Origin of the sequence: Chryseobacterium sp. Tr-659 (assembly GCF_011752975.1) — a bacterium.
Classification (GTDB): domain Bacteria; phylum Bacteroidota; class Bacteroidia; order Flavobacteriales; family Weeksellaceae; genus Chryseobacterium.
Genome location: NZ_VWWP01000002.1, coordinates 301,557 through 322,932, shown reverse-complemented (window position 1 = coordinate 322,932; position 21,376 = coordinate 301,557). Strand labels below are relative to the sequence as shown.

Sequence of the window (21,376 nt, the reverse complement as noted above, 5' to 3'; positions counted from 1 at the left end):
ATTTTGATTAAAGTCCAAAATATTTTTATTAACGCTATGCTCGCAAAGAATGATCTTTTAATCTCATATATTACGAACACCAAGGCAAAACATTTGTATTATTTGTCTTTTAAAGCCAACAAAAAACCGCATCAAAAAATTGATACGGTTTTCCGGTTAATTAAGGGGTTAAATTTATTTATCTAAATGCTTAGGAGTAAATCCGTCTTCATTCAGTTCTCTGTGTGTGTATTCTGCTTTCATTTCAGCTTCGTAGTCTACTTTATTGTGTTGTCCCATTCTTCTCAGAAGAGAATCAAATAAAGAGTATACTACCGGTACAATGATCAATGTAAGGAATAGAGACGATGTAAGACCACCGATAACTACCCATGCAAGACCTTTATTCATTTCTGCTCCTGCACCTGTTGCCAATGCGATCGGTAACATACCGAAGATCATCGCAATGGTGGTCATCAGGATCGGACGAAGACGGGCATGGTTGGCCTGAATCAATGCATCATGAGTAGTGGCTCCGGCTGCTTTTCTCGCATTCGTAAAGTCAACAATCATAATCGCGTTTTTCGCTACAAGACCAATCAACATGATCATACCTAACATAGTGAAGATGTTCAATGAATTGGCTGTAAGAGCAAGGATTACCATTACCCCGATCATTGCCAGCGGAATAGAGAACAATACTACGAACGGATACACGAAACTGTCATACAGTGATACCATTACCAGATATACCAATACAATAGCTGCTAATAATGCAATTCCTAAAGTACCGAAACCTTCCTGTTGGTTTTCCATATCACCACTCCAGATATAATCTACTCCAATTGGTTTATCTTTACCATCCATGAACTTGGCTGCCCATTCGTTTGCTACGTCTCCTACTGGTCTACCTACTGCTTTTGCTCTTACTTTTACTGAAGGAGATTTGTCTCTACGTTCAAGCAAACTCGGTCCTGAACCCATTTTCACATCAGCAAACTGGCTTAAACGAACCTGCTGTCCCATAGGATTTGTAAACATCAGATTTTTAACATCATCAATGGATTGTCTGTTGACGTCTCCGAAACGGATGTTGATATCATATTCATATTCCCCGGCTCTGTATTTTCCATCTGTATTTCCGTTAAATGCAGTTTGCATCGTTTGTCCTACACTTGAAAGATTCAACCCTAAAGAAGCCATTTTATCTCTGTCAATAGTTACCTGAACCTCTGGATTACCTGAGTCTGTTGATAATTCAGCATCTACTGCTCCGGGAACTTTCTTCAGTAATTCCAAGATTCTTGTTGCTTCTTTTACCGCTGTTGCGTTATCCGGAGCGGTTACTACCATCTCGATAGGAGCATTTTCCGCACCCATGATACCGATTGGAGCCGTTTTGAACTCAACTCCTGTAAATTTCTCTTCTAAAGCTCTTTTTACTTTTGCAGCTTTGATGTTGGTACTTTCGGAACGTTCAGATTTATCGGTTAAGTTTACCTGAACCTCGGACTGATAAGTTGTTGCCTGAGCACCACCAAAACCTGTTGACTGCTGCCCTACTGTAGTAATAAGGTCTACAACATCTTTATCATTTCTTAAAAACTTCTCAACATCTAATGTCAATTGATTCGTTTTTTCAATGGTTGCATCTTTTGACAATTCCATCTGTACCAGGAACTGACCACGGTCAATAGGCGGGAAGAATTCTCCTCCGATGAAACCAAATATTACTAATGAGAATGAACTGATCAGGATAATGAACGTAATGATTACTGTAGAAACTCTTCTGAGTGTTGTTTTTAAACACCATTCAAGAATATCGGTAATCCAGTGTGTAAATCTGTCAATTAATCCTTCAAACCAAAGAATAAATTTCTCGAACCAGTTCTTCCCTGTTAAATGTTCCAGTTTACCGAATCTTGATGATAACCAAGGGATAATGGTAAATGAGGCTAACAATGATAGTAAGGTTGCAATTACTACGGTGACGCAGAACTGTGCCAGGATATTTGCTACAAGCCCTGAACTCATGGCAATAGGAAGGAATACCACCACAATTACCAACGTAATCGCTGCAACGGTGAACCCAATTTCAGAGGCTCCGTCATATGCTGCTCTGATCTTACTCTTACCCATCTCCATGTGACGGTAAATATTTTCCAGTACCACGATCGCGTCATCTACCAGGATACCCACCACAAGGGAAAGCCCAAGTAAACTCATAAGGTTTAGCGTGTATCCCATTAAGTTCATTCCGATGAACGCTGCCACCAATGAAGCCGGGATAGATACCATTACGATAAATGCGTTTCTGATACTGTGAAGGAATAATAACATTACAATAGCCACGAGAATAATCGCTAGGAATAAGTCGAAAATTACGTGGTTTGCAGATTCAAGGGTAAAGTCTGTAGTATCATTTACTACTTTCACTTTTATACCCTGAACTTTATAAGCTTCTTCTACTGTTTTAATGGTTTTCTGAACACTTTCGGAAACGGCAACGGCATTCGCATCAGATTGTTTTTTAACCTGCATCAAAATCGTTGGGAACTGATTGAATCTTGCCACTTTTTCAACATCTTTCTGAGAGTCGAAAACGGTAGCAATATCAGATAGACGTACCTGAGCTCCGTTTTTATTGGAAACAACAAGATTGTTCATTTCTGCAATCGACTTGTATTTTCCTGATAGCCTGATTGTAGATTTTGTAGTTCTTGTCTTCAAACTACCTGTAGGGAAATCCAAGTTTGATGAAAGAATCGCCTGTTGTACATCCCCTACTGAAAGGCCATATCCCTGTAACTTTTTCTCATCCAGATTTACCTGAATTTCTCTCTCCTGTCCACCTACAAGATCAACCTGAGCTACACCGTTTACACGGGAAAAAATAGGTTCTATCTTTTTATCCAATAAATCATAAAGATCTTTACTGTTCAATTTATCGGATGAGATACTCATTGTAATAATTGGTAAATCATCTAATGAGAATTTATTCAGTGACGGTGCTTTTACGTCAGTAGGAAAATCTGCAAGGATAGCATTTACTTTTCTCTGAGCATCGTTCAAAGCATAGTCTACATCGGCTCCATCATTCAGCTGAACCATGATTACGGATAAGCTTTCGTAAGATGAAGATTCTACTTTTTTCACGTTTTCCAAAGAACCTACGGCATCCTCAATCTTTCGGGTTACGGAAGTTTCCACCTCTGCGGGTGAAGCTCCCGGATATACCGTGGAAATAGTTACCATGTTGGTTTCGAACTTCGGAATCAATTCGTATCCCATGAGTGTATAACTCAGGATACCTCCCAACGTCAGAATTGTAAATAATACAATAACCAACGATGGTCTTTTAATCGATATTTCTGCTAACTTCATAAACCTTCTACTTTATAATGTTCACTTTAGATCCGTTATCCAGGTTGATCTGTCCGCTGGTTACTACCTGCTCTCCTCCATTCAATCCGTTTAATACCTGAACTTTGTCTCCGTAAACTTTTCCAATTGTAACTTTGATCAGTTTGGCAACACCATTCTGAACAACGAATAATTGTCCTGAGCTTACTCCATTCACAAATGCTTCTGCAGGAACTGTCAGCATGTTCTGAGTTTCCGCTCCGTTATTTGTACTGAATGTAGCCGTTGCATACATCCCTGCTTTTAAGTTTCCTCTGTTCTGAACTTCGATTTCAACCGGGAAATTAAGAGAGGCATCACTTTTAGGGGCAATAAATGTAATTCTACCTGTGAATGAATCTTCCGGTAAAACATTCACCTTGATCGGAACTTCCTGACCTAACTGAATTTTTCCAATCTGGCTCTCATCTACTAATACGGAAAGTTTTAAGCTGTTGATATTAACAATTTCAAACATAGAAGTTCCAACTGAAACAACTGTTCCCGGTTCTACCATTTTCTTGTTAATTGTTCCGCTGATTCCTGCACGGATGCTTGTATCATTTACTCTTACGCCTTGTGCTTTAACGGCAGCCTGCATATTTTTCAGCTGTAACCTTGAATTATCCAGCTGTTGTTTTGTAACGCCTCCTGTTTTAAAAGCGTTTTCATAGCGTTGGTTATCAATGATAGCATTTTGTAAATTATTCTGAGCCTGGCTAACATCAACTTCGATAGCATCTCTTTTTATAGTTGCCAATACCTGTCCCGCTCCTACTCTTGAACCTTCTTTTACTAAAACGCTGACAATACGTCCGGCGATTTCAGAAGACTGATTCATTTCCTGCTTAGGAAGGAAGGTTCCGTTGGCAGAGTAATCTGTATCAATATTTTCTCTGGTTACAGTTACAACATTTACGTTGATCTTATCTACCTGCTTGGCAACTTCCTTTACTTCCTGAGTCTGCTTTTCTTTGTTACCGGCAATCTTATAAGCGGCTAAACCTACAAGTACAGCTGCTACGATAATATATATTAAAGTTTTTTTCATTTTATTATGGGTTTTGTAACGTATTTAACTCTCCTTTTGCTTTAATCAGCTTGATTTCGGCTTGTTTATAATCCAGCAATGCATTCGCATAATTTTGTTTAGCCTGTGTGAGAGCATTTTCAGTATCCAATACTTCTGTAAGAGTTGCTAAACCGTATTGATAGTTAGATTGTGTGTTCTTCTGTACTTTTTCTGCCAGATCCACATTATCTTTCATACTTTGGATATTAATGATTGCGTTTTCCATATTGGAAATAGCATTCTTGTAATCCAAACTCAGGTTCAGCTTTTTGTTTTCAATATCCTGATCCAGATCCTGAATATCAATTTCTGCCTGCTGAATCTGCGCCTTGGTAGCTCCTCCCATAAAAATCGGAATCTTAATGGCTACACCAATTGAAGCATAATCTCCCCAGTTGGTTCCCTGGTTTGAACCTGTGGTATATGGAAATTTATTTCCAAGCCCTTGCCATCCGTAGTTAGCAGTAAGTCCTACTGTAGGATAAAGATTGGCTATCGTTGCTTTCTTGCTGTATTGTAAAAGCTCCTTTTGTTTATTCAGAACTTTTAATTCTGAGCGGGTTTCCAGATTAACATTGGTTGCCAGCAGTTCAGGGTGAGGTACAATTTCCTTTTCTTCAAGCTCAATAGCGTTTTCAATAGGAATTCCCATATAGAACTTCAATGAATTCTTTGAAACCTCAACAGCATTGATTAACTGTTGTTTATTGGAACCAATATTGGTAAGCTGAACATTTGTACGGTCCAGATCAATAGGTTTTGCTAACCCATTATCTACCAGGCTTTTGATCACATTTCTCACCCTTTCCGTATTAGCGTAGCTTTCTTGCACGGTTTTAAGATTCTCTTCCTGAACAAAAACCTGATAGTATGCTGTTGCTACATTCTCGATGATCTGTTCGTTTGTTAAATCAGAGTTTAAAAGATAAAACTCTCTGGTGGATTTTGCTGCTTTAAGACCAATAAACACCCTTTGGTCAAAAATATTCTGATTAAGAGTTACTACGTTTACAGACTGCCATTTTGTTCCGAAAGCAACCGGAATAAGTTCACCGGGCTTCCCTACAATTTCTCCTGGAAGAACTGTTTTTTGCAGAATAGGATTGTACGTATTGTTTATAGTTGCACTTATTTGAGGCAAAGCTCCGGCTCTGGCCTCATCAATCTTATATTCAGCTTTTTTGACCTGTAAGGCCGCCTTTTTAGCTTCTGCCTTATTCTGAAGTGCCTGTTTGATTGCCTCCTGCAGAGAAACCTGCTGCTGGGCAGACACTGATGAAAAGCCGAAAATCATAAATGCTGCAGCTATCCCAATTTTTAGCTTCTTAGCAGTTATACGTTTTCTTTTCATAATTTTATACTTCGTTTATTTTTTACTTAATTTTCATCTGTTATTTTCCTTCTAAATGACGAATCATGGTAAGAAATACTTTAGATTTTTTTTAATTTTTAAACAACATATTGATAATAATCCCTTTTCGTTCGGAAATGATCTTATCATATTCTTCATCACTGATCAGGAGATTCTCCATAAACAATGGCCTTATAGCACTTGGGAACACCAATAACGAAACCATATTCAGGATAAACTGAACAGGTGACATTTTTTCAATATTTCCCAATTCCATTTCTTTTTCGATATCATCATACATCTTGTTCAGGATATCTTCTTCAATTTCTCTCTGATGGCAGGTTCCTTTATTAATCTGTGAAACGATATAAGTTTCCAGGTAAGGATACTGCAGACTTGTAGAAAGACTGCTTTCTATGAACTGGCTGATCTTCTCTTTAAAAGGTAGATCAGCGTTCTGGATGATCTTGGATTTCTCCTGTTCTACTCTCTGAGCTTCATCAAAGATGATTTGGATCAGTTTGTCCCTTGAACGGAAATAATAATTGATAAGGGTTCTGTTTACTCCGGCTTCATCTGCAATCTCCTGCGTAGTAGCATCAAATTTTCCTTTCACAAAGAACAAATTTTTCGCTGTCTCCTTGATCAATTCCTGTGTTTGGTCTTTTTTTGCTTGATTTGACATTTTTGTTAAACAAATTTGTGCAAATTTATATTAAAAAATATTTTTGACAAAATTGTTAAACAAAAATATTAAACAAAATTATTATGACATCCGTCATGTTTTTGAAAATAAGCCCTTAAAAGTTTATTATTTAATATTTAATGGGGTGCCTGTTTTTATATCTTTGCCGCAAAAATTAATAACCTGATGAAAAAACTTTTAATATTGTTCTCGGTACTGAGTACAACATTTCTATTTTCACAAAAAAAGATCTCAGAAAACAATTCCTATTATTTCTATGAAAACAAGGGACAGATTATTAATCAGGAGGGGAAAGAAAATAAAGACGTTAAATATCTTTTCCTTTCTAATGGCTTGAATGTACAGCTTCGTTCCAATGGTTTTTCTTATGATGTATATCAAGTGGAGAAAATTGCAGGAACCCATTCTGACAAAAAACAAAAATCATCTGATCAAAAACAAGAGCAGGTTAGATATAAATTCCATAGAGTAGATATAGACTTAGTTGGTTCTAACCTTAACTCTGAAATAATTCCTGAGGAAAGATCTCCGGATTATGATAATTTTTACAATGTTCCCGGAAAGCCTAATGGTATTTTAAATGTTTATCGTTTTAAAAAGATTACTTATAAAAATATCTACAATAATATCGATCTTGTTTTCTTTAAACCTAAAGATACTTTGAAGCCGGTTGAATATAATTTTATTGTAAGACCTGGAGGAAAAGTCTCAGATATTAAAATGAAGTTTAATGGTGTAAAAACATCTCTAAAAGATAAGAAGATTATAATGAATCTTCGTTTTGGAGATATGCACGAAAACATTCCTCTTTCTTGGCTTGCCAATGGAAATTCTAAGAAGGAGACGAATGTTAGTTATCAACAAATTAATGAAGATACTTATGGCTTTGTCGGAAAACAGGATTCTTTTACCCAAACTTTGATTATTGACCCTGTACCTACCCCTATATGGATTAAAAATCACCCAAATTGGGTATGGCAGGCCAATACATATTATAGAGTATTAGCCAATCCTAATCAAAACGTTTATACCAGCTTTACAACGATTGCCAAATATAATGTTGCTACCAATACATACACAACGATGGATTTCAACTCTCAAAACTACGGATACATCTGTAAGTTTGATCCATCAGGAAACAAAATTTGGGGCGTATTTTTAGGAAACCATCAGTTTAATTACGGAGGTGATGAAACAAATCTTCTGAAAGATATTACGATCAATAATGATAATGAAATATATGCTATTGGACAAGCCAGAGATTCTCAGGGAGGCACCAACAATATAACAACTCCCGGAGCGCATAAAGAGCACACTAATTACCAAGGACAATGGATGGGCTATGATATTGATTCTTTTATTATGAAATTTAATGATAATGGTGTAAGAATTTGGGGAACTTATTTCGGAGGAGATCAATATGACACAGCAAATTCAATAGTATTGGATTCTAATCAAAACGTAATTATCGGAGGTCTTTCTACCGGAAATAATGGTATTGCAACACCTAATGGAAGTATACAAAGTAACCCCAACATATATAACGGAGTTTCTTTCATTGCAAAATTCTCACCAAATGGACAGCAGATTTATGGTTCTTATTTTCTTTTGAAAGATTTGGGAATCAAAAAGATTGATAGGGATACCAACAATAACATTTATGTAGCCGGTGATGTTTATCAAGGATATAATATTAGTGGCCCTGGAACAGCAGGCACACATCAACAGACATTGATAGGTCAGGGCAATATGTATCTTGCTAAGCTAGATGGTAATTTTCAATTTTTGTGGGGAACTTATTATGGCGGCAGAAATGCATATGGTATTCAACATAATTATGATGAAGGCAGAACAGTAGTACGAGACCTAAAAGTTGACAAAGACAACAATATAATTCTATTGGGAAATACAAATGCCAATGAAAAAATATCTACTCCAGGCACCCATCAGCCTATACGCACCTCTAATCTCGGTGATGATATCTTTTTAACTAAATTCAACCCTGCAGGAAACCAGATCTGGGGAACTTACTTCGGGGCAACAACAAGTAACTCCGTAAATGATGATCAAGCTTTCGGGCTTTCTGTGGATGATAACAATAATCTTGTTTTTTCCGGACAAACCACAAACAATATACAAATAGCCACACCAAACGGTTATATGCCTGATAATAATAATGGTTATCGTTCGGGATTTTTCACTAAGTTTAGTTCAATCGGAAATCAAATTTGGGGAACTTATTTTTATTCAGCTGTTCATTCCATCTTTGCAAAAGATAATAATATTTATACATTAGGAGGAACACAGATTAATAATAACTTTGCTAAATTCTATGATTGCGCTGTAGCAATATCCGCGACATCCAATTCTCCGGTTTGTACTCATTCAACCATTCAGCTGAATGCTAGTGGAGGGACAGCATATAGTTGGACCGGGCCCAACGGCTTCACTTCCAATCAACAAAACCCTACTATTCCCAATGCAACAATTGCAAATTCCGGAACATATACATGTCAAATTACCGGAGCAGGGGCTTGTGACGGAAGTTTTACAGTAAATGTTATTGTAGGTGACAACATCGCTCCGATCCCGAATACGCCTAACCTTGCAGATATTACAGGTGACTGCCATACAACAATCAGCAACTTTCCTACTGCTGCAGACAACTGTGCTGGGACTATTACAGCAAGTACGACTGATCCTTTATCTTATTCAATCCCCGGAAACTATATAATACACTGGACCTATAACGATGGAAACGGAAATACATCAACTCAAAATCAGAATGTAATCATAAGCTCTCCTGCTCTTCCTACAGCCAATACTCAGCAAACATTCTGCTCCATCAACAACCCTAAAATATCAGACATTCAGATTACGGGTCAGAATATAAAGTGGTATGATGCTGCAGGAAATATTTTACTGCCTGCTACGGCTTTAATTAACGGACAAACTTATTATGCATCCCAAACTATCAATGGTTGTGAGAGCAATAAAATAACGGTTCAGGCAACAGTAAACAGCACTCCAAAGCCAACCGCAAATGCCAATCAGGATTTTTGTGCTTCTGCTAATCCAACAATGGAAAAGCTGGTAGTGACAGGAAATTCATTACAGTTTTATAATGCTGCCGGAAATGTTTTACCATTATCAACACCACTAGTAAACGGACAAACCTACTATGTAACCCAAACTATCAATGGTTGTGAATCTGAAAAACTAGCAATATCTGTAACTCTTTCTACAGACAATGTTCCGGCTAAAGATGTTACACAGGTGCTTTGTAATACTAGTACAGCCAATACAATGACGATTAATCTTCATTCTTATGAAGCCGGAATTATCAATAATCCTTCAAACTATATATTCACCTACACTGATAATGCCGGGAATATCATTAACAATCCTTCTGTTTATGTTTTAAATACGGGTACAACACTCATTCTTGTAAAGGTTGCTACAGCAGACGGATGTTTTAAAATGGTACGGCTGACATTAACGCTTAATCCGAAGCCTGCTGTTCATCTTCCTGAAAAACTTGACTTCTGTGAAGGTAAATCCATTGTATTGGACCCCGGCACAGGATTTAAATCTTATTTATGGAATACCGGAGCAACAACCCAATCCATTACGGTAACAGTTCCCGGAACCTATACTGTAAAGGTAACCAACAATTACGGATGTGAAAATACAAGTACAACACAGGTCAGCTATTCGGTTTTAGCTCATATTGTTTCAGTGAATATTACCAACAATACAGCAACGGTTATTCTTTCTCAATCCGGGAATTATGAATACTCACTGGACAATTCTACATGGCAGGATTCTAATGTTTTTATGAATTTAAGCATGGGAGAATATACAGTTTATGTGAGAACAAAAGGAGGTTGTATTATTGGTCAGAAAAACTTTTCAATATTCAATATCCCGAATGCGATCAGTCCTAATGGCGACGGAATTAATGATACGTGGCGAATTGCAGGTCTGGAAAACTATCCAGGAACAGAGATCAGTTTATATGACCGAAGAGGAGCTGTCATTTATAAGGAAGTTGTTAAGAACAAGCCTTTTCAATGGGATGGCAGATATGATTCGCATCCAATTTCTACAGGAAATTACTGGTATACAATAAAAGTATCGGACGGAAGAATCTACAGCGGATGGCTTCTGATCAAGAACAGAGAGTAACAAAAACGGGCAGAAATTTCTGCCCGTTTTTTATTTTATAATAATTTTATTTTGTCTTCCTGGATATCAATGATCTTATCTTTATAAAGACCTCCAATTGCTTTTTTAAAGTTCTTTTTACTCATCTGAAGCTCATCTTTGATTTCTTCAGGAGAAGACTTATCCGAAACATATAAAAGTCCGTAATTCTCTTCCAGTTTGTTCAAAATTTTCTGCTTGAATTCATCAATATTCTCAAAACCTTCCGGTTGTAAAGAAACGTCTATTTTTCCATCTTCACGGATCACTTTAATGTATCCTTTTTCTTCGGATAAAGGATATAGCTTTTTGAAAACATCAGAAGTATAGATCAATCCTATATATTCTTTATTGATGATAACGTTCCAGCCCAATTCACTTTCATTCATCATGATCAGATCTACTTTATCTCCTTTTTTGAATGGAAGCTCCTGATATTGCGGATTTCTTTTGAATTTTGTAGTCCCTGTGATCAATTCCATATCCTCATCTACATAAATATAAACCAGATATCTTTTCCCTTCAATGATCTTTGTTTTCTGCTGTTTGTAAGGAATGAACAGATCTTTGATAATTCCCCAATCCATAAAGGCACCACTCGGGAGGCTTTGTACACAGCTCATTACTGCAAATTCTCCTACTTCTGCTAATGGAATTTCTGTAGTAGCTTTTAATTTATCATCATCCTGATACACAAAAACTTCAACTTCTTCACCCGTTTCTTTTTCTTCCTGAATAAATATTTTGGGTAGAAAAGCTTTCTCACCGGATTCATCCGTAAGGATCCATCCTGAATTAATTTTTTCTGAAATTGTTAAAGTCTGAGTTTTTCCGAGTTGCATTGATGATAAAATTAGCTGACAAAGGTACGGAAATTTGAAGATGCCAACCTAGTTAATACGATGATAATTCTTTTGAATATCCATTTTGATCTTTTACCAAGGCTTTAAAACATGTACATTTGAATAAAAAAACGAAACATGAAAAAATTTTTCATTCTATCTCTTATTTTTTCTGCGGTCATTTCAAAGGCTCAGCTGCTGGAAAAAACAGCATTGAACATTTCTTACCGATATACCGGAAGAAACGTTCTGCAGGCAGGATTAGAATATAGATTTGGAGACAGCTATGATGGCTCTATTATTGTCGGTCCTTCTCTACTTTATACCCGTTTCAATGATACAGACAGGTTTATTCCAGAGATGAATATCAACATTCTACGTGCCGGATTGTTGGTTGGAATATCTGGTAATCCGTATTCATTGGAACCACGAATAGGTGTTTCACTATTTAATGCAATATTCCTCAATACAGGATATGCTTTTCCTATTCACAGAGATAAATACTTTAAGGGAATGACTTTTGGAATACAATTCAATATAGCTCCTAAAAATTCCAAATTTTATGATCACCTAAAAATCATGTAACGAGAAGGCAGGAAAATCAAAGATTTCAGCAACGTAAAATAAATAGACTCGCAGACCAAACAGATTAAGCAGATTTTTCATAAGCATCTGCTCAATCTGCAAAATCAGCGAGACATAATAATAGCCAATTTTATAATTTTGAAATGTATTCCATCAGTTCTCTCTTGCTGCTTTCGAAATCAAATGCATCATACACCATAAAATATTTGTTTTTATCAGCACAGTTCCTGTACATAGATTTAGCTAATGCCAGTTTATTATTATCAAAACTGATTGACTTTACAAGGTCTCTGATCTGCTGGGAAGTAAACATGGTGCTTCGCATTTGTTGATTAATCAAAGCAATTTTACCGTCATCAAATCTTTCATTTCTTTTCATCATTTCAAAAAACTGACGGAATGTATTGTTATCCATTACATTTCCTGCATTATACCAATCTCCGGGCTGATTTCCGTAAGGATTATTCCAGATATCATTCCAGTCATTAAAGCCATACTGATTTTGTACAGGATAGGAATCCAGCAGGTACAGCCCTTCATTCGTGAAGAAATCAAGCACTACTCTGTTGTTATTTCTAAGCATTAAAGTGGTTCTGTAGATCAGGAAACCATTTTCATAGATTGATACTGGCATTCTTCCGGATTGTAAATCGAAAAAGCGGTATTTTCCGGATCCGTTTGCGATCATTTGATCTCCAACCTCAACGGTAAAAAATCCCTGCTCGGGAATTCTGAGAAACACTTCTGCATATCCGTAATTTCTGTTCCATTGGTAATTCGGATTTTTGCTTCTGTTTCCCTGAGGAATATTGTTTCCGGATTTTGCCTGATCAAAAATTTTATTTCTCCCGTTTACGCTGTTAGGAGCTCTCATCTCTGTTGTGGAAGCTTCATTTTTTAGCAGCTCACCTGCCTTTCCGGCTTCCTGTCCAAATAAACTGATGCCTATCAAAAGCATCGAACTCATAAAAATCTTCTTCATTTCTAATTTTTTAGAATCAATCTCCATTTTTATGCCAAAAAAAGGAGAAACCAAAATTGATTTCTCCTTTTTATCTTGAAATGATTATTTTTTTTAATCAATCGTATTACATATGAATAGGTCTTTTTGCCGTAGCATCTAATGCTGCTTCTTTAATGGCTTCAGCATAGGTTGGGTGAGCGTGAGAACTTCTTGCGATGTCTTCAGCACTTGCACGGAATTCCATTGCAATTACTCCTTCAGCAATAAGATCGGCAGCTCTTGCTCCTACGATGTGCATTCCTAAAACCTCATCAGTTTTTTCGTCTGCAATAATCTTCACAAGACCATCGATATCACCACTTGCGCGGCTTCTTCCTAATGCTCTCATTGGGAAAGATCCTACTTTATAAGCTACTCCTTCTTCTTTCAACTGTTCTTCAGTTTTACCTACTCCTGCAACTTCCGGCCATGTGTAAACCACTCCAGGAATCAGGTTATAGTTGATGTGAGGCTTTTGTCCTGCCAATGTTTCGGCAACAAAAACTCCTTCTTCTTCCGCTTTATGAGCAAGCATTGCACCTTTGATAACATCACCGATAGCATAGATATTTGCAACATTTGTCTGCAAGTGATCGTTTACTTTTACCCTTCCTCTTTCGTCAAGTTCTACTCCTGCTTTTTCAAGACCAAGCCCGTCAGTATAAGGTTTTCTTCCTACAGAAACCAGACAGTAATCTCCTTCTACAACTACTTCTTCTCCTTTTTTATCTTTAGCAGTGATCTTTACAGTATCTCCATTTCTTTCAACAGCAGAAACAGCTGTAGAAAGCATAAATTTCATGCCTTGCTTTTTAAGAACTTTAGTCAATTCCTTGCTTAAAGCTCCATCCATTCCAGGGATGATTTTATCCATAAATTCAACCACAGTTACCTGAGCTCCTAATCTTAGGTATACAGATCCTAATTCAAGACCGATTACTCCACCACCGATTACTACTAGATGCTTAGGGATTTCTTTAAGATTTAAAGCTTCCGTAGATGTAATCACTCTTTCTTTATCTAAAGTAATGAAAGGCAATGTAGACGGTTTAGAACCTGTTGCAATGATTGTATATTTAGACTCGATAGTTTCAGAAGAACCGTCGTTTTTAGTAATTTTGATCTGAGTAGCAGATTCGAAGCTTCCTACTCCTTCAAAAACGGTAATCTGGTTTTTGTTCATCAGGTAGCTGATTCCATCTGTATTCTGTTTGATCACTTCGTTTTTACGTTCGATCATTCTTGCAATATCTGCTTGCGGCTCGTTGATGATAATTCCGTGACCTGCAAAATTGTGTTTTGCGTTTTCGAAATGCTCAGAGCTGTCAAGAAGTGCTTTTGACGGAATACATCCAACGTTAAGACAAGTTCCGCCTAAAGTTGAATATTTTTCAATAATTGCTGTTTTGAAACCTAACTGCGCTGCACGGATAGCAGCCACATAACCTCCAGGACCAGAACCTATTACGGTAACATCGAATTGACTCATGTTATTGTGTGAATTTGTTTATTATTATCTATCTTAATTCTCACAAATTTACATATAAATTACTAAGCACCAAAGTGAGTTTTATCAATTTTAGAATCAAAAAAATTTAAATACATTAAAGCCGTTATAAATCTACTCTTACACTTCCGCTTCCAATGACTCCTGTGCTCTCGAAGTAAGAACCGCCGTAAACATACCATTCAAGGCTTTCCAGATACTCTACTGCATTTTCCGGGGTTATCTGTGAACGATCTTTTTTCGAAACAATTCCTTTGTACCATCTTCCTGATTTCGAATAGCTTTCATATTCAACAAAATAATGGATCCATATTCTTTGGCATAATTTGCACTGTTGAATTGTTACTTCTCCATATCTTCCGTTGGTATGATCTATACCTAATTCCGAACTTCTAAATTCAGTATAATTAAAATCCGGTTTTTCACAAGCGCATCCTATTTGGGGAATTTTATTCATTGACATTTATTTTATCGATGCCAAATCTAAGAAAATAAAGCCCCATAAGGCAAATACTATGGAAATACTACTCCATTAAATCCAACAAAACCCTTTCATATTCATTCAGAATAATATTCTTCGAAAATCTTGATTTAATTGAATTTCTTATAGCATCGCGATTATAGTTGCTTTGCAGAACCCTCATGATATGTTGTGCAAAATTATCATAGTTTTCAATATTTGAAATTTCACCATTCACATTATGCTGGATAATCTCATTAATTCCCCCCGGGCAATCATTCGCTAATGAATAGGTTCCGCATGCGCCTGCTTCAAGAAGTACGTTAGGAAAGCCTTCATACCTTGAGGAGAGGATGAAAAGATCTGCATATTTCAGAAACTGGTAAGGGTTTTCCTGTCTTCCGTGGAAAATCACGTTTTTGAGTCCTAAAAATTCTTTCGTCTTTAGTAAGATGTCTTTATCTTTTCCATCTCCGAGAATATGAAGAAGTATATTTTCATTTTTAAGTCTTGAAAAAACCTTCAACAGATTATCAAACCCTTTTCTGGAAGATAAATTACCAATAGCCACTACATTTTTATAATTGTATTTATAGCAGTTGGGTTTAATGGAAACAGCCAGTTTATCATCAATAAAATCAAAATCTACGGGATTGTTGATCTTGACGATTTTTTTCTTTTTAATATTAAAATTATCAACAAGATCATTCATCATATCATCACTCTGAGCAATGATTTTCTGATAATTATTGTAGAAATTATAAAAGAATTTGATTTCTTTTCTGGTTACATGCTGAGTAACCACATTTGTTTCTCTGGCAATGAACTTTGTTCTTGGAAAAAGCTTTATAAATAAGGATAAATAGGCATTTACTTCTCCAAATCCGGAAAATACAATATCCGGTTTTCTTCTGTAAATTTCACCTAAAATAGGTTTCAGTGAATGTCTGATTCTTTCTGTATTGATATCAATAATTTCGACATCTTTTTTCAGAAAATTAAGATATCCGCCTCGTTTACGCAACAGCAAAATCTTGGGTTCAAACCGATCCCGGGAAAGATGATTTGCTATGGTGGTAACGATTCTTTCTGCTCCTCCGGTTTCTAAGTCCGGCAGAATAAATATGACAGATATTTTTTTCATCAGTTAAAGTTACTAAAAACTTTCATTATCTGTCAAGCATTCAGGGATCGAAGATTTTTTGTTATGAAAAATTTATGCTTTCCGTAGTAAAATTTTACTCTTGAGAGAACCCCACAAAAAAACTCTTCTTCCGAAGAGTTTTTTTTATTTTTTCATATTTCAATTCCTTAGTTAGCCACATCACTGATAAATTTAATTCTCAGCATTCTCACTTCCTCATCAGAAAGCTCATCTCCGAATTCATCCAGCAATACTTTCATACTGTCGCTTTCAGACTCGTTCATGAATTCCATGAAACCGTCTACGATGTCTTCATCAAAATTATCTTCAATATAATAGTCAATATTCAGTTTTGTTCCCTGATAAACGATTCTTTCCATTTCTTTGAGAAGCTCGTCCATAGAAAGGTTTTTAGCTCTTGCTATATCTTCAAGATCAATTTTTTTATCCGTACTCTGGATAATGAAAACTTTGTGGCTGGATTTGTTGGCCACCTGCTTCAATACCATATCCTGAGTTCGTTCTATGTTGTTATCTTCAACATAGGTCTTGATATAATCAGCAAATTCTTTTCCATATTTTTTAGCCTTTCCTTCTCCTACTCCGTAAATCTTGGTAATTTCATCCACAGAAATAGGATACTGAACCGTCATATCTTCTAAACTCGGGTCCATAAATACTGTATATGGTGGAATTCCGTGTTTCTTGGCTACTTTTTTCCTTAATTCTTTTAAAAGATTGAACAGATTCTGATCCAGTCCGCCGCCAGCCTGCTGCTGCACCTGGTCGCTTTCTGCTTTGGTCTGGGTAAGATCAAATTCTCTGTCTTCTGCAATTAAAAAGGTTTCTTTGGATTTTCCACTCAGAACTTTTCTGCCTTTTTCGGTAATTTTTAAAACACCGTACGTTTCAATGTCTTTTTGTAAGAAATTCTGAACGGTTGCCTGTCTCAGAATCGTTTTCCAGTAATTGTCTTTTTCTTCTTTTCCAAAGCCAAAATGAGAACTTTGTTCCAGTTTATAGGATTTTGTTACTGCAGTTTCTTTTCCTACAATCACCGAGATCAGATCTTTCGCTTTAAATTTCTCACCTGTGTCACTGATGAGTTCCAGTGATTTTTTAAGGTCAGCTGTTGCATCTTTTAATTTCGGAGGATTGGATGAATTATCACACATCTGGGCTCCGTCTCCTTTTATAGGATCGAAACTTTCTCCAAAATAATACAAAATATACTGCCTTCTGCTCATTGAAGTCTCAGCATAGCCTACGACTTCGTTTAGAAGCTGTAAACCAATTTCTCTTTCTGAAACTGGTTTCTGTGCAAGAAATTTTTCAAGTTTTTCAATATCTTTAGGATCATAGAATGCCAGACAATGGCCTTCTCCACCGTCTCTTCCTGCTCTTCCTGTTTCCTGATAGTAACTTTCCAGTGATTTCGGAAAGTCATAGTGAATCACAAAACGAACATCCGGCTTGTCAATCCCCATCCCGAATGCAATGGTAGCTACAATAACATCCACTTCTTCCATCAGGAATTTATCCTGATTGGCTACTCTCACTTTCTGATCAAGACCGGCATGGTAAGGGAGTGCATTGATTCCGTTGACCTGTAAAAGCTGGGCAAATTCTTCCACCTTTCTTCGGCTCAGACAATAAACAATTCCTGATTTTCCTTTATGCTGATTGATAAATTTAACAATTTCCTTATCTACATTCACCTTCGGACATACCTCGTAATAGAGATTAGGACGATTGAAACTTTCTTTAAATACCAACGCATTCGTCATTCCCAAAGTTTTCTGGATATCATCCTGAACTTTAGGAGTAGCAGTAGCCGTTAAAGCGATCACCGGTACATTAGCGATCTTGTCAATAATTTGTTTCAGATTCCGGTATTCCGGCCTGAAATCATGTCCCCACTCAGAAATACAGTGGGCCTCGTCGATAGCAAAGAAAGAAATTTTCACTTCTTTCAAAAAGTCCAGATAATCATCTTTAATTAATGATTCCGGAGCTACATACAGGAGCTTGGTCTTGCCGCTTTTGATATCGTCAAAAACCTGTTTGGTCTGCGTTTTGTTTAATGATGAATTTAATACATGTGCTACCCCATCATCAGATGAAAGGCCGTTCACTGCATCTACCTGATTCTTCATCAACGCTATTAAGGGCGAAACGACAATTGCCGTACCTTCCGAAATAAGAGCCGGAAGCTGATAACATAATGATTTTCCGCCACCTGTGGGCATCAAAACAAAAATATCCTTCCCATTCAATAGGTTGTCTATAATTTGTTCCTGCTGGCCCTTAAATGTAGAAAACCCAAAATACTTTTTCAATTCGCCTGATAAATTGGCTTTTTTTGCGCTCATCTAATTTTCTATTGCTAAATTTGCATCTCACCCAAAGTTATAAAAATTCTGCTTAAAATAAAAGCGAACGAATTTATAAAAAATAAAATTTATATTAAATATTCTTTTTAAAATATAACGTTTTTTAAGAACTTTTTTGTATACCTTATCATCGTAAAATGGATAGAACCAACATTATAACAATTGCAAAAAGCACTTTAGAAATAGAGATTTCTGAACTCGAAAAATTAAAAAACAGAATTGACGACCAATTTGCCCGGGCTGTGGAGATTATTCACTCTGCAAAAGGGAAGCTTATTGTAGTAGGAATCGGAAAATCTGCTCATGTAGGTAATAAAATCGTAGCTACTTTAAATTCCACCGGAACGCCTTCTCAGTTTTTGCATGCTTCGGAAGCCATACACGGAGATCTTGGAGTTATTCAGAAACAGGATGTGGTATTGTGTATTTCCAATTCCGGAAATTCTCCTGAAATTGCCAATCTTGTTCCTTATTTAAAAGATTATTCTTCGGCCCTGATCGGGATGACAGGAAATAAAGGCAGTAAGCTTGCCGAGTTTTCTGAAGTGATCTTAGATACCCATGTTGATATTGAAGCCTGCCCCAATAAACTGGCTCCTACCAGCTCTACCACCATTCAGATGGCATTGGGAGATGCTCTTGCTGTTGCTTTAATGGAGCTTAATGATTTCAAAGCTAATGATTTTGCCAAATTCCATCCGGGAGGAAGTTTAGGAAAAAACCTTACTTCCAGGGTAGAACAGTTTCTTTCTTCCCAGAAACCTCAGGTTGCAGAAGATTCGCCAATCAGAGATGTTATTATTTCAATCAGTGCTTCAAGCCACGGAATTACAGTAGTTACTACGGATGATGAAATTATCGGTGTTATCACAGATGGAGATTTAAGAAGAATGCTGATGAAAGGTGAAGATATCACTAAGGTTTTGGCTAAAGATATCATGTCTGCTCATCCAAGAACGATTGAGAAAGATGCTCTTGCCAAAGAAGCAATGAAAATCCTTAAGGAAAACAATATCGGGCAGCTTGTAGTAACTGAGAATGGAAAATATTTCGGAATTATAGACCTGCATAAACTGCTGGATGAAGGGATTAACTAGAGATTAAATAACAGATTTCAGTCATTATACCTTTGGATCAGAGCTTTAATTAAATATTTTTATGGTTTATGATGATTTTTCTTTATTTGCTGATTCTATTCCCTATATTTTTGAAAAAATATCTTGATTATCAGGATTCACAAAGAAATACAATGCATCATCCGCCACTGGAATCTGATTATAGCCCTGAATATTCTAATCATGATAGAAATCTGTACTATGATCAAAAAAGCCAGGACTATTTTGACCGTGTCATTCGATGCCTGATCTTCTGTACTTATGATGATAAAAAATTCAATACTGTTGCAGACTGCCTGTCTCTGACAGATATCGGAGATGATTTACGTATATTTTCCAGCAACGAAGAAATAGAAACATTATTCAGGAATAAGTTTATCAACGAATCACTGAGACTGAAAATATCAGATTTTAAAAACGTTACTGATGAAGTATCGGAAGAAGAATGGGTTTTTGAATTATTAAATCTTAAACATGATGAAAGATGGAAAAAAATCAACATAGCTGCAGAAGACCTTTTAACAGAAATGAATATTAAAGAAAGGGATTTTGATTTTGCTTTGTATATACCTCGATAATTTTAGAATCCAACATCGGTCATTTAACTAAATATTTCATAAATTTGCGCTTTAAAATTTTATTCTGTGAGTGAAGGTAAAGACATGTCCTTTCTTGGGCATATAGGTGAATTAAGAGGGCACCTGATCCGTTCGATTATTGCTATCATAATTGCGGCTTTTGCAGTGGGTTTTAATATCAACTGGATTATGGACCATATCTTTTTTGGACCTACCAGAAATGATTTTCCTACTTTCAGACTTGTTAACCATTTTTCAAGAATGATTTTAGGAGAAGACAGTATTCATCTTCCTAAAGATTTTCCGGTGCGTGTACAAAGACTGTATCAGCAGTTTAATGTCATGATGGCTGTTTCTATTTTTGGAGGAATGGTAGCTGCATTTCCTTATATCGTATGGGAACTATGGCGTTTTATCAGCCCTGCTTTACATCCGAGAGAAAAAAAGAATTCGATTTATATCATCAATGCGGTTTGGATGTTATTTATGACCGGAGTTTTATGCGGTTATTTTTTAATCCTTCCGTTTGCGGTTAATTTTGGAGTGATCTTTAAAATTTCAGATATCATAGTTCCACTTTATGATCTGAGTGATTATACAACCTTATTTTTACAGGTAGTTCTGGGTATGGGAGTTATTTTTCTCTTCCCAATCCTCATCTATTTCCTTACCAGCATCGGAATTCTGACACCTAAGTTTATGAAAACTTACCGCCGTCATGCTATTGTTCTGATCATGGTAGTTGCAGCAATTATTACCCCTGCAGACGTTTTGAGTATGATGATGGCTGCTTTCCCGCTGCTTATCCTGTATGAATTCAGTATTATGATGTGTACGTTCACATACAAAAAAGTACAGAAGAGCAACGGTAACCTTCCTGCAGTACAGAAATAACAGACCAATTATAGTTTAATACTAAAGCCCGGCATTGACCGGGCTTTTTTATGTCCACAAAAAATCTATCTTTAATTTGAGCTCCGGCATTTGGCTATTAATTTAATTTTATATTTTTGAAAGATTATTAATCAAGTTT

At 36.4% G+C, this 21,376-nt stretch carries 15 protein-coding genes; 5 read left to right on the top strand and 10 right to left on the bottom strand.

Annotated features, from left to right (window positions below):
• Positions 1-174: 174 nt before the first annotated feature.
• The 4 genes from F3J23_RS05645 to F3J23_RS05630 all read right to left on the bottom strand — a co-directional run bounded on the left by F3J23_RS05645 (position 175) and on the right by F3J23_RS05630 (position 6,489).
• On the bottom strand, positions 175-3,363 hold the full coding sequence (locus F3J23_RS05645) for an efflux RND transporter permease subunit (RefSeq protein WP_167025425.1): 3,189 nt from the start codon (positions 3,361-3,363) through the stop codon (positions 175-177).
• A 7-nt stretch (positions 3,364-3,370) separates the two neighbouring features.
• Complete coding sequence (locus F3J23_RS05640) at positions 3,371-4,432, bottom strand: efflux RND transporter periplasmic adaptor subunit (protein ID WP_167025422.1); 1,062 nt, start codon at positions 4,430-4,432, stop codon at positions 3,371-3,373.
• A gap of 4 nt (positions 4,433-4,436) precedes the next feature.
• Positions 4,437-5,804 carry a TolC family protein gene (locus F3J23_RS05635; RefSeq protein ID WP_167025419.1) on the bottom strand — a complete coding sequence of 456 codons (1,368 nt, stop codon included), beginning with the start codon at positions 5,802-5,804 and terminating at the stop codon, positions 4,437-4,439.
• A 91-nt stretch (positions 5,805-5,895) separates the two neighbouring features.
• Positions 5,896-6,489 carry a TetR/AcrR family transcriptional regulator gene (locus F3J23_RS05630; RefSeq protein WP_167025417.1) on the bottom strand — a complete coding sequence of 198 codons (594 nt, stop codon included), beginning with the start codon at positions 6,487-6,489 and terminating at the stop codon, positions 5,896-5,898.
• Between the two features lie 186 nt (positions 6,490-6,675).
• On the opposite strand from F3J23_RS05630, the gene F3J23_RS05625 reads away from it, so the two are divergent.
• Positions 6,676-10,698: a T9SS type B sorting domain-containing protein gene (locus F3J23_RS05625; RefSeq protein ID WP_167025414.1), complete on the top strand. Its 4,023-nt coding sequence runs from the start codon at positions 6,676-6,678 to the stop codon at positions 10,696-10,698.
• Positions 10,699-10,733: 35 nt separating this feature from the next.
• On the opposite strand, the gene F3J23_RS05620 is transcribed toward F3J23_RS05625, so the two are convergent.
• The gene (locus F3J23_RS05620) at positions 10,734-11,558 is read right to left on the bottom strand and encodes a S1 RNA-binding domain-containing protein (RefSeq protein ID WP_167025411.1); all 825 of its coding nucleotides are present in this window, start codon (positions 11,556-11,558) and stop codon (positions 10,734-10,736) included.
• Between the two features lie 138 nt (positions 11,559-11,696).
• Between F3J23_RS05620 and F3J23_RS05615 the strand changes: the two genes are divergently transcribed.
• Positions 11,697-12,143 (top strand): hypothetical protein, encoded by a 447-nt coding sequence (locus F3J23_RS05615; RefSeq protein WP_167025408.1) that lies wholly within the window; start codon positions 11,697-11,699, stop codon positions 12,141-12,143.
• A gap of 130 nt (positions 12,144-12,273) precedes the next feature.
• Here the strand turns inward: F3J23_RS05615 and F3J23_RS05610 are convergent, their stop codons facing one another.
• The 5 genes from F3J23_RS05610 to recQ form a co-directional block, all read right to left on the bottom strand.
• A complete protein-coding gene (locus F3J23_RS05610; protein WP_167025405.1) occupies positions 12,274-13,125 on the bottom strand; it encodes a DUF4476 domain-containing protein in 852 nt (283 codons plus the stop codon).
• 106 nt (positions 13,126-13,231) lie between these two features.
• A complete protein-coding gene (lpdA, locus tag F3J23_RS05605; RefSeq protein ID WP_167025402.1) occupies positions 13,232-14,635 on the bottom strand; it encodes a dihydrolipoyl dehydrogenase in 1,404 nt (467 codons plus the stop codon).
• A 124-nt stretch (positions 14,636-14,759) separates the two neighbouring features.
• Positions 14,760-15,110, bottom strand: coding sequence for a hypothetical protein (locus F3J23_RS05600; RefSeq protein WP_167025398.1), 351 nt, complete (start codon positions 15,108-15,110; stop codon positions 14,760-14,762).
• A gap of 67 nt (positions 15,111-15,177) precedes the next feature.
• Complete coding sequence (locus F3J23_RS05595; protein ID WP_167025395.1) at positions 15,178-16,257, bottom strand: glycosyltransferase; 1,080 nt, start codon at positions 16,255-16,257, stop codon at positions 15,178-15,180.
• Positions 16,258-16,424: 167 nt separating this feature from the next.
• Positions 16,425-18,629 (bottom strand): DNA helicase RecQ, encoded by a 2,205-nt coding sequence (gene recQ / locus F3J23_RS05590; RefSeq protein ID WP_167025391.1) that lies wholly within the window; start codon positions 18,627-18,629, stop codon positions 16,425-16,427.
• Between the two features lie 158 nt (positions 18,630-18,787).
• Between recQ and F3J23_RS05585 the strand changes: the two genes are divergently transcribed.
• The 3 genes from F3J23_RS05585 to tatC all read left to right on the top strand — a co-directional run bounded on the left by F3J23_RS05585 (position 18,788) and on the right by tatC (position 21,237).
• Entirely contained in the window at positions 18,788-19,747 is a 960-nt protein-coding gene (locus F3J23_RS05585) for an SIS domain-containing protein (RefSeq protein WP_167025389.1), read from the top strand.
• A 110-nt stretch (positions 19,748-19,857) separates the two neighbouring features.
• Positions 19,858-20,343, top strand: coding sequence for a hypothetical protein (locus tag F3J23_RS05580; RefSeq protein ID WP_167025386.1), 486 nt, complete (start codon positions 19,858-19,860; stop codon positions 20,341-20,343).
• 66 nt (positions 20,344-20,409) lie between these two features.
• A complete protein-coding gene (tatC, locus tag F3J23_RS05575; protein WP_185156429.1) occupies positions 20,410-21,237 on the top strand; it encodes a twin-arginine translocase subunit TatC in 828 nt (275 codons plus the stop codon).
• Positions 21,238-21,376 lie beyond the last annotated feature (139 nt).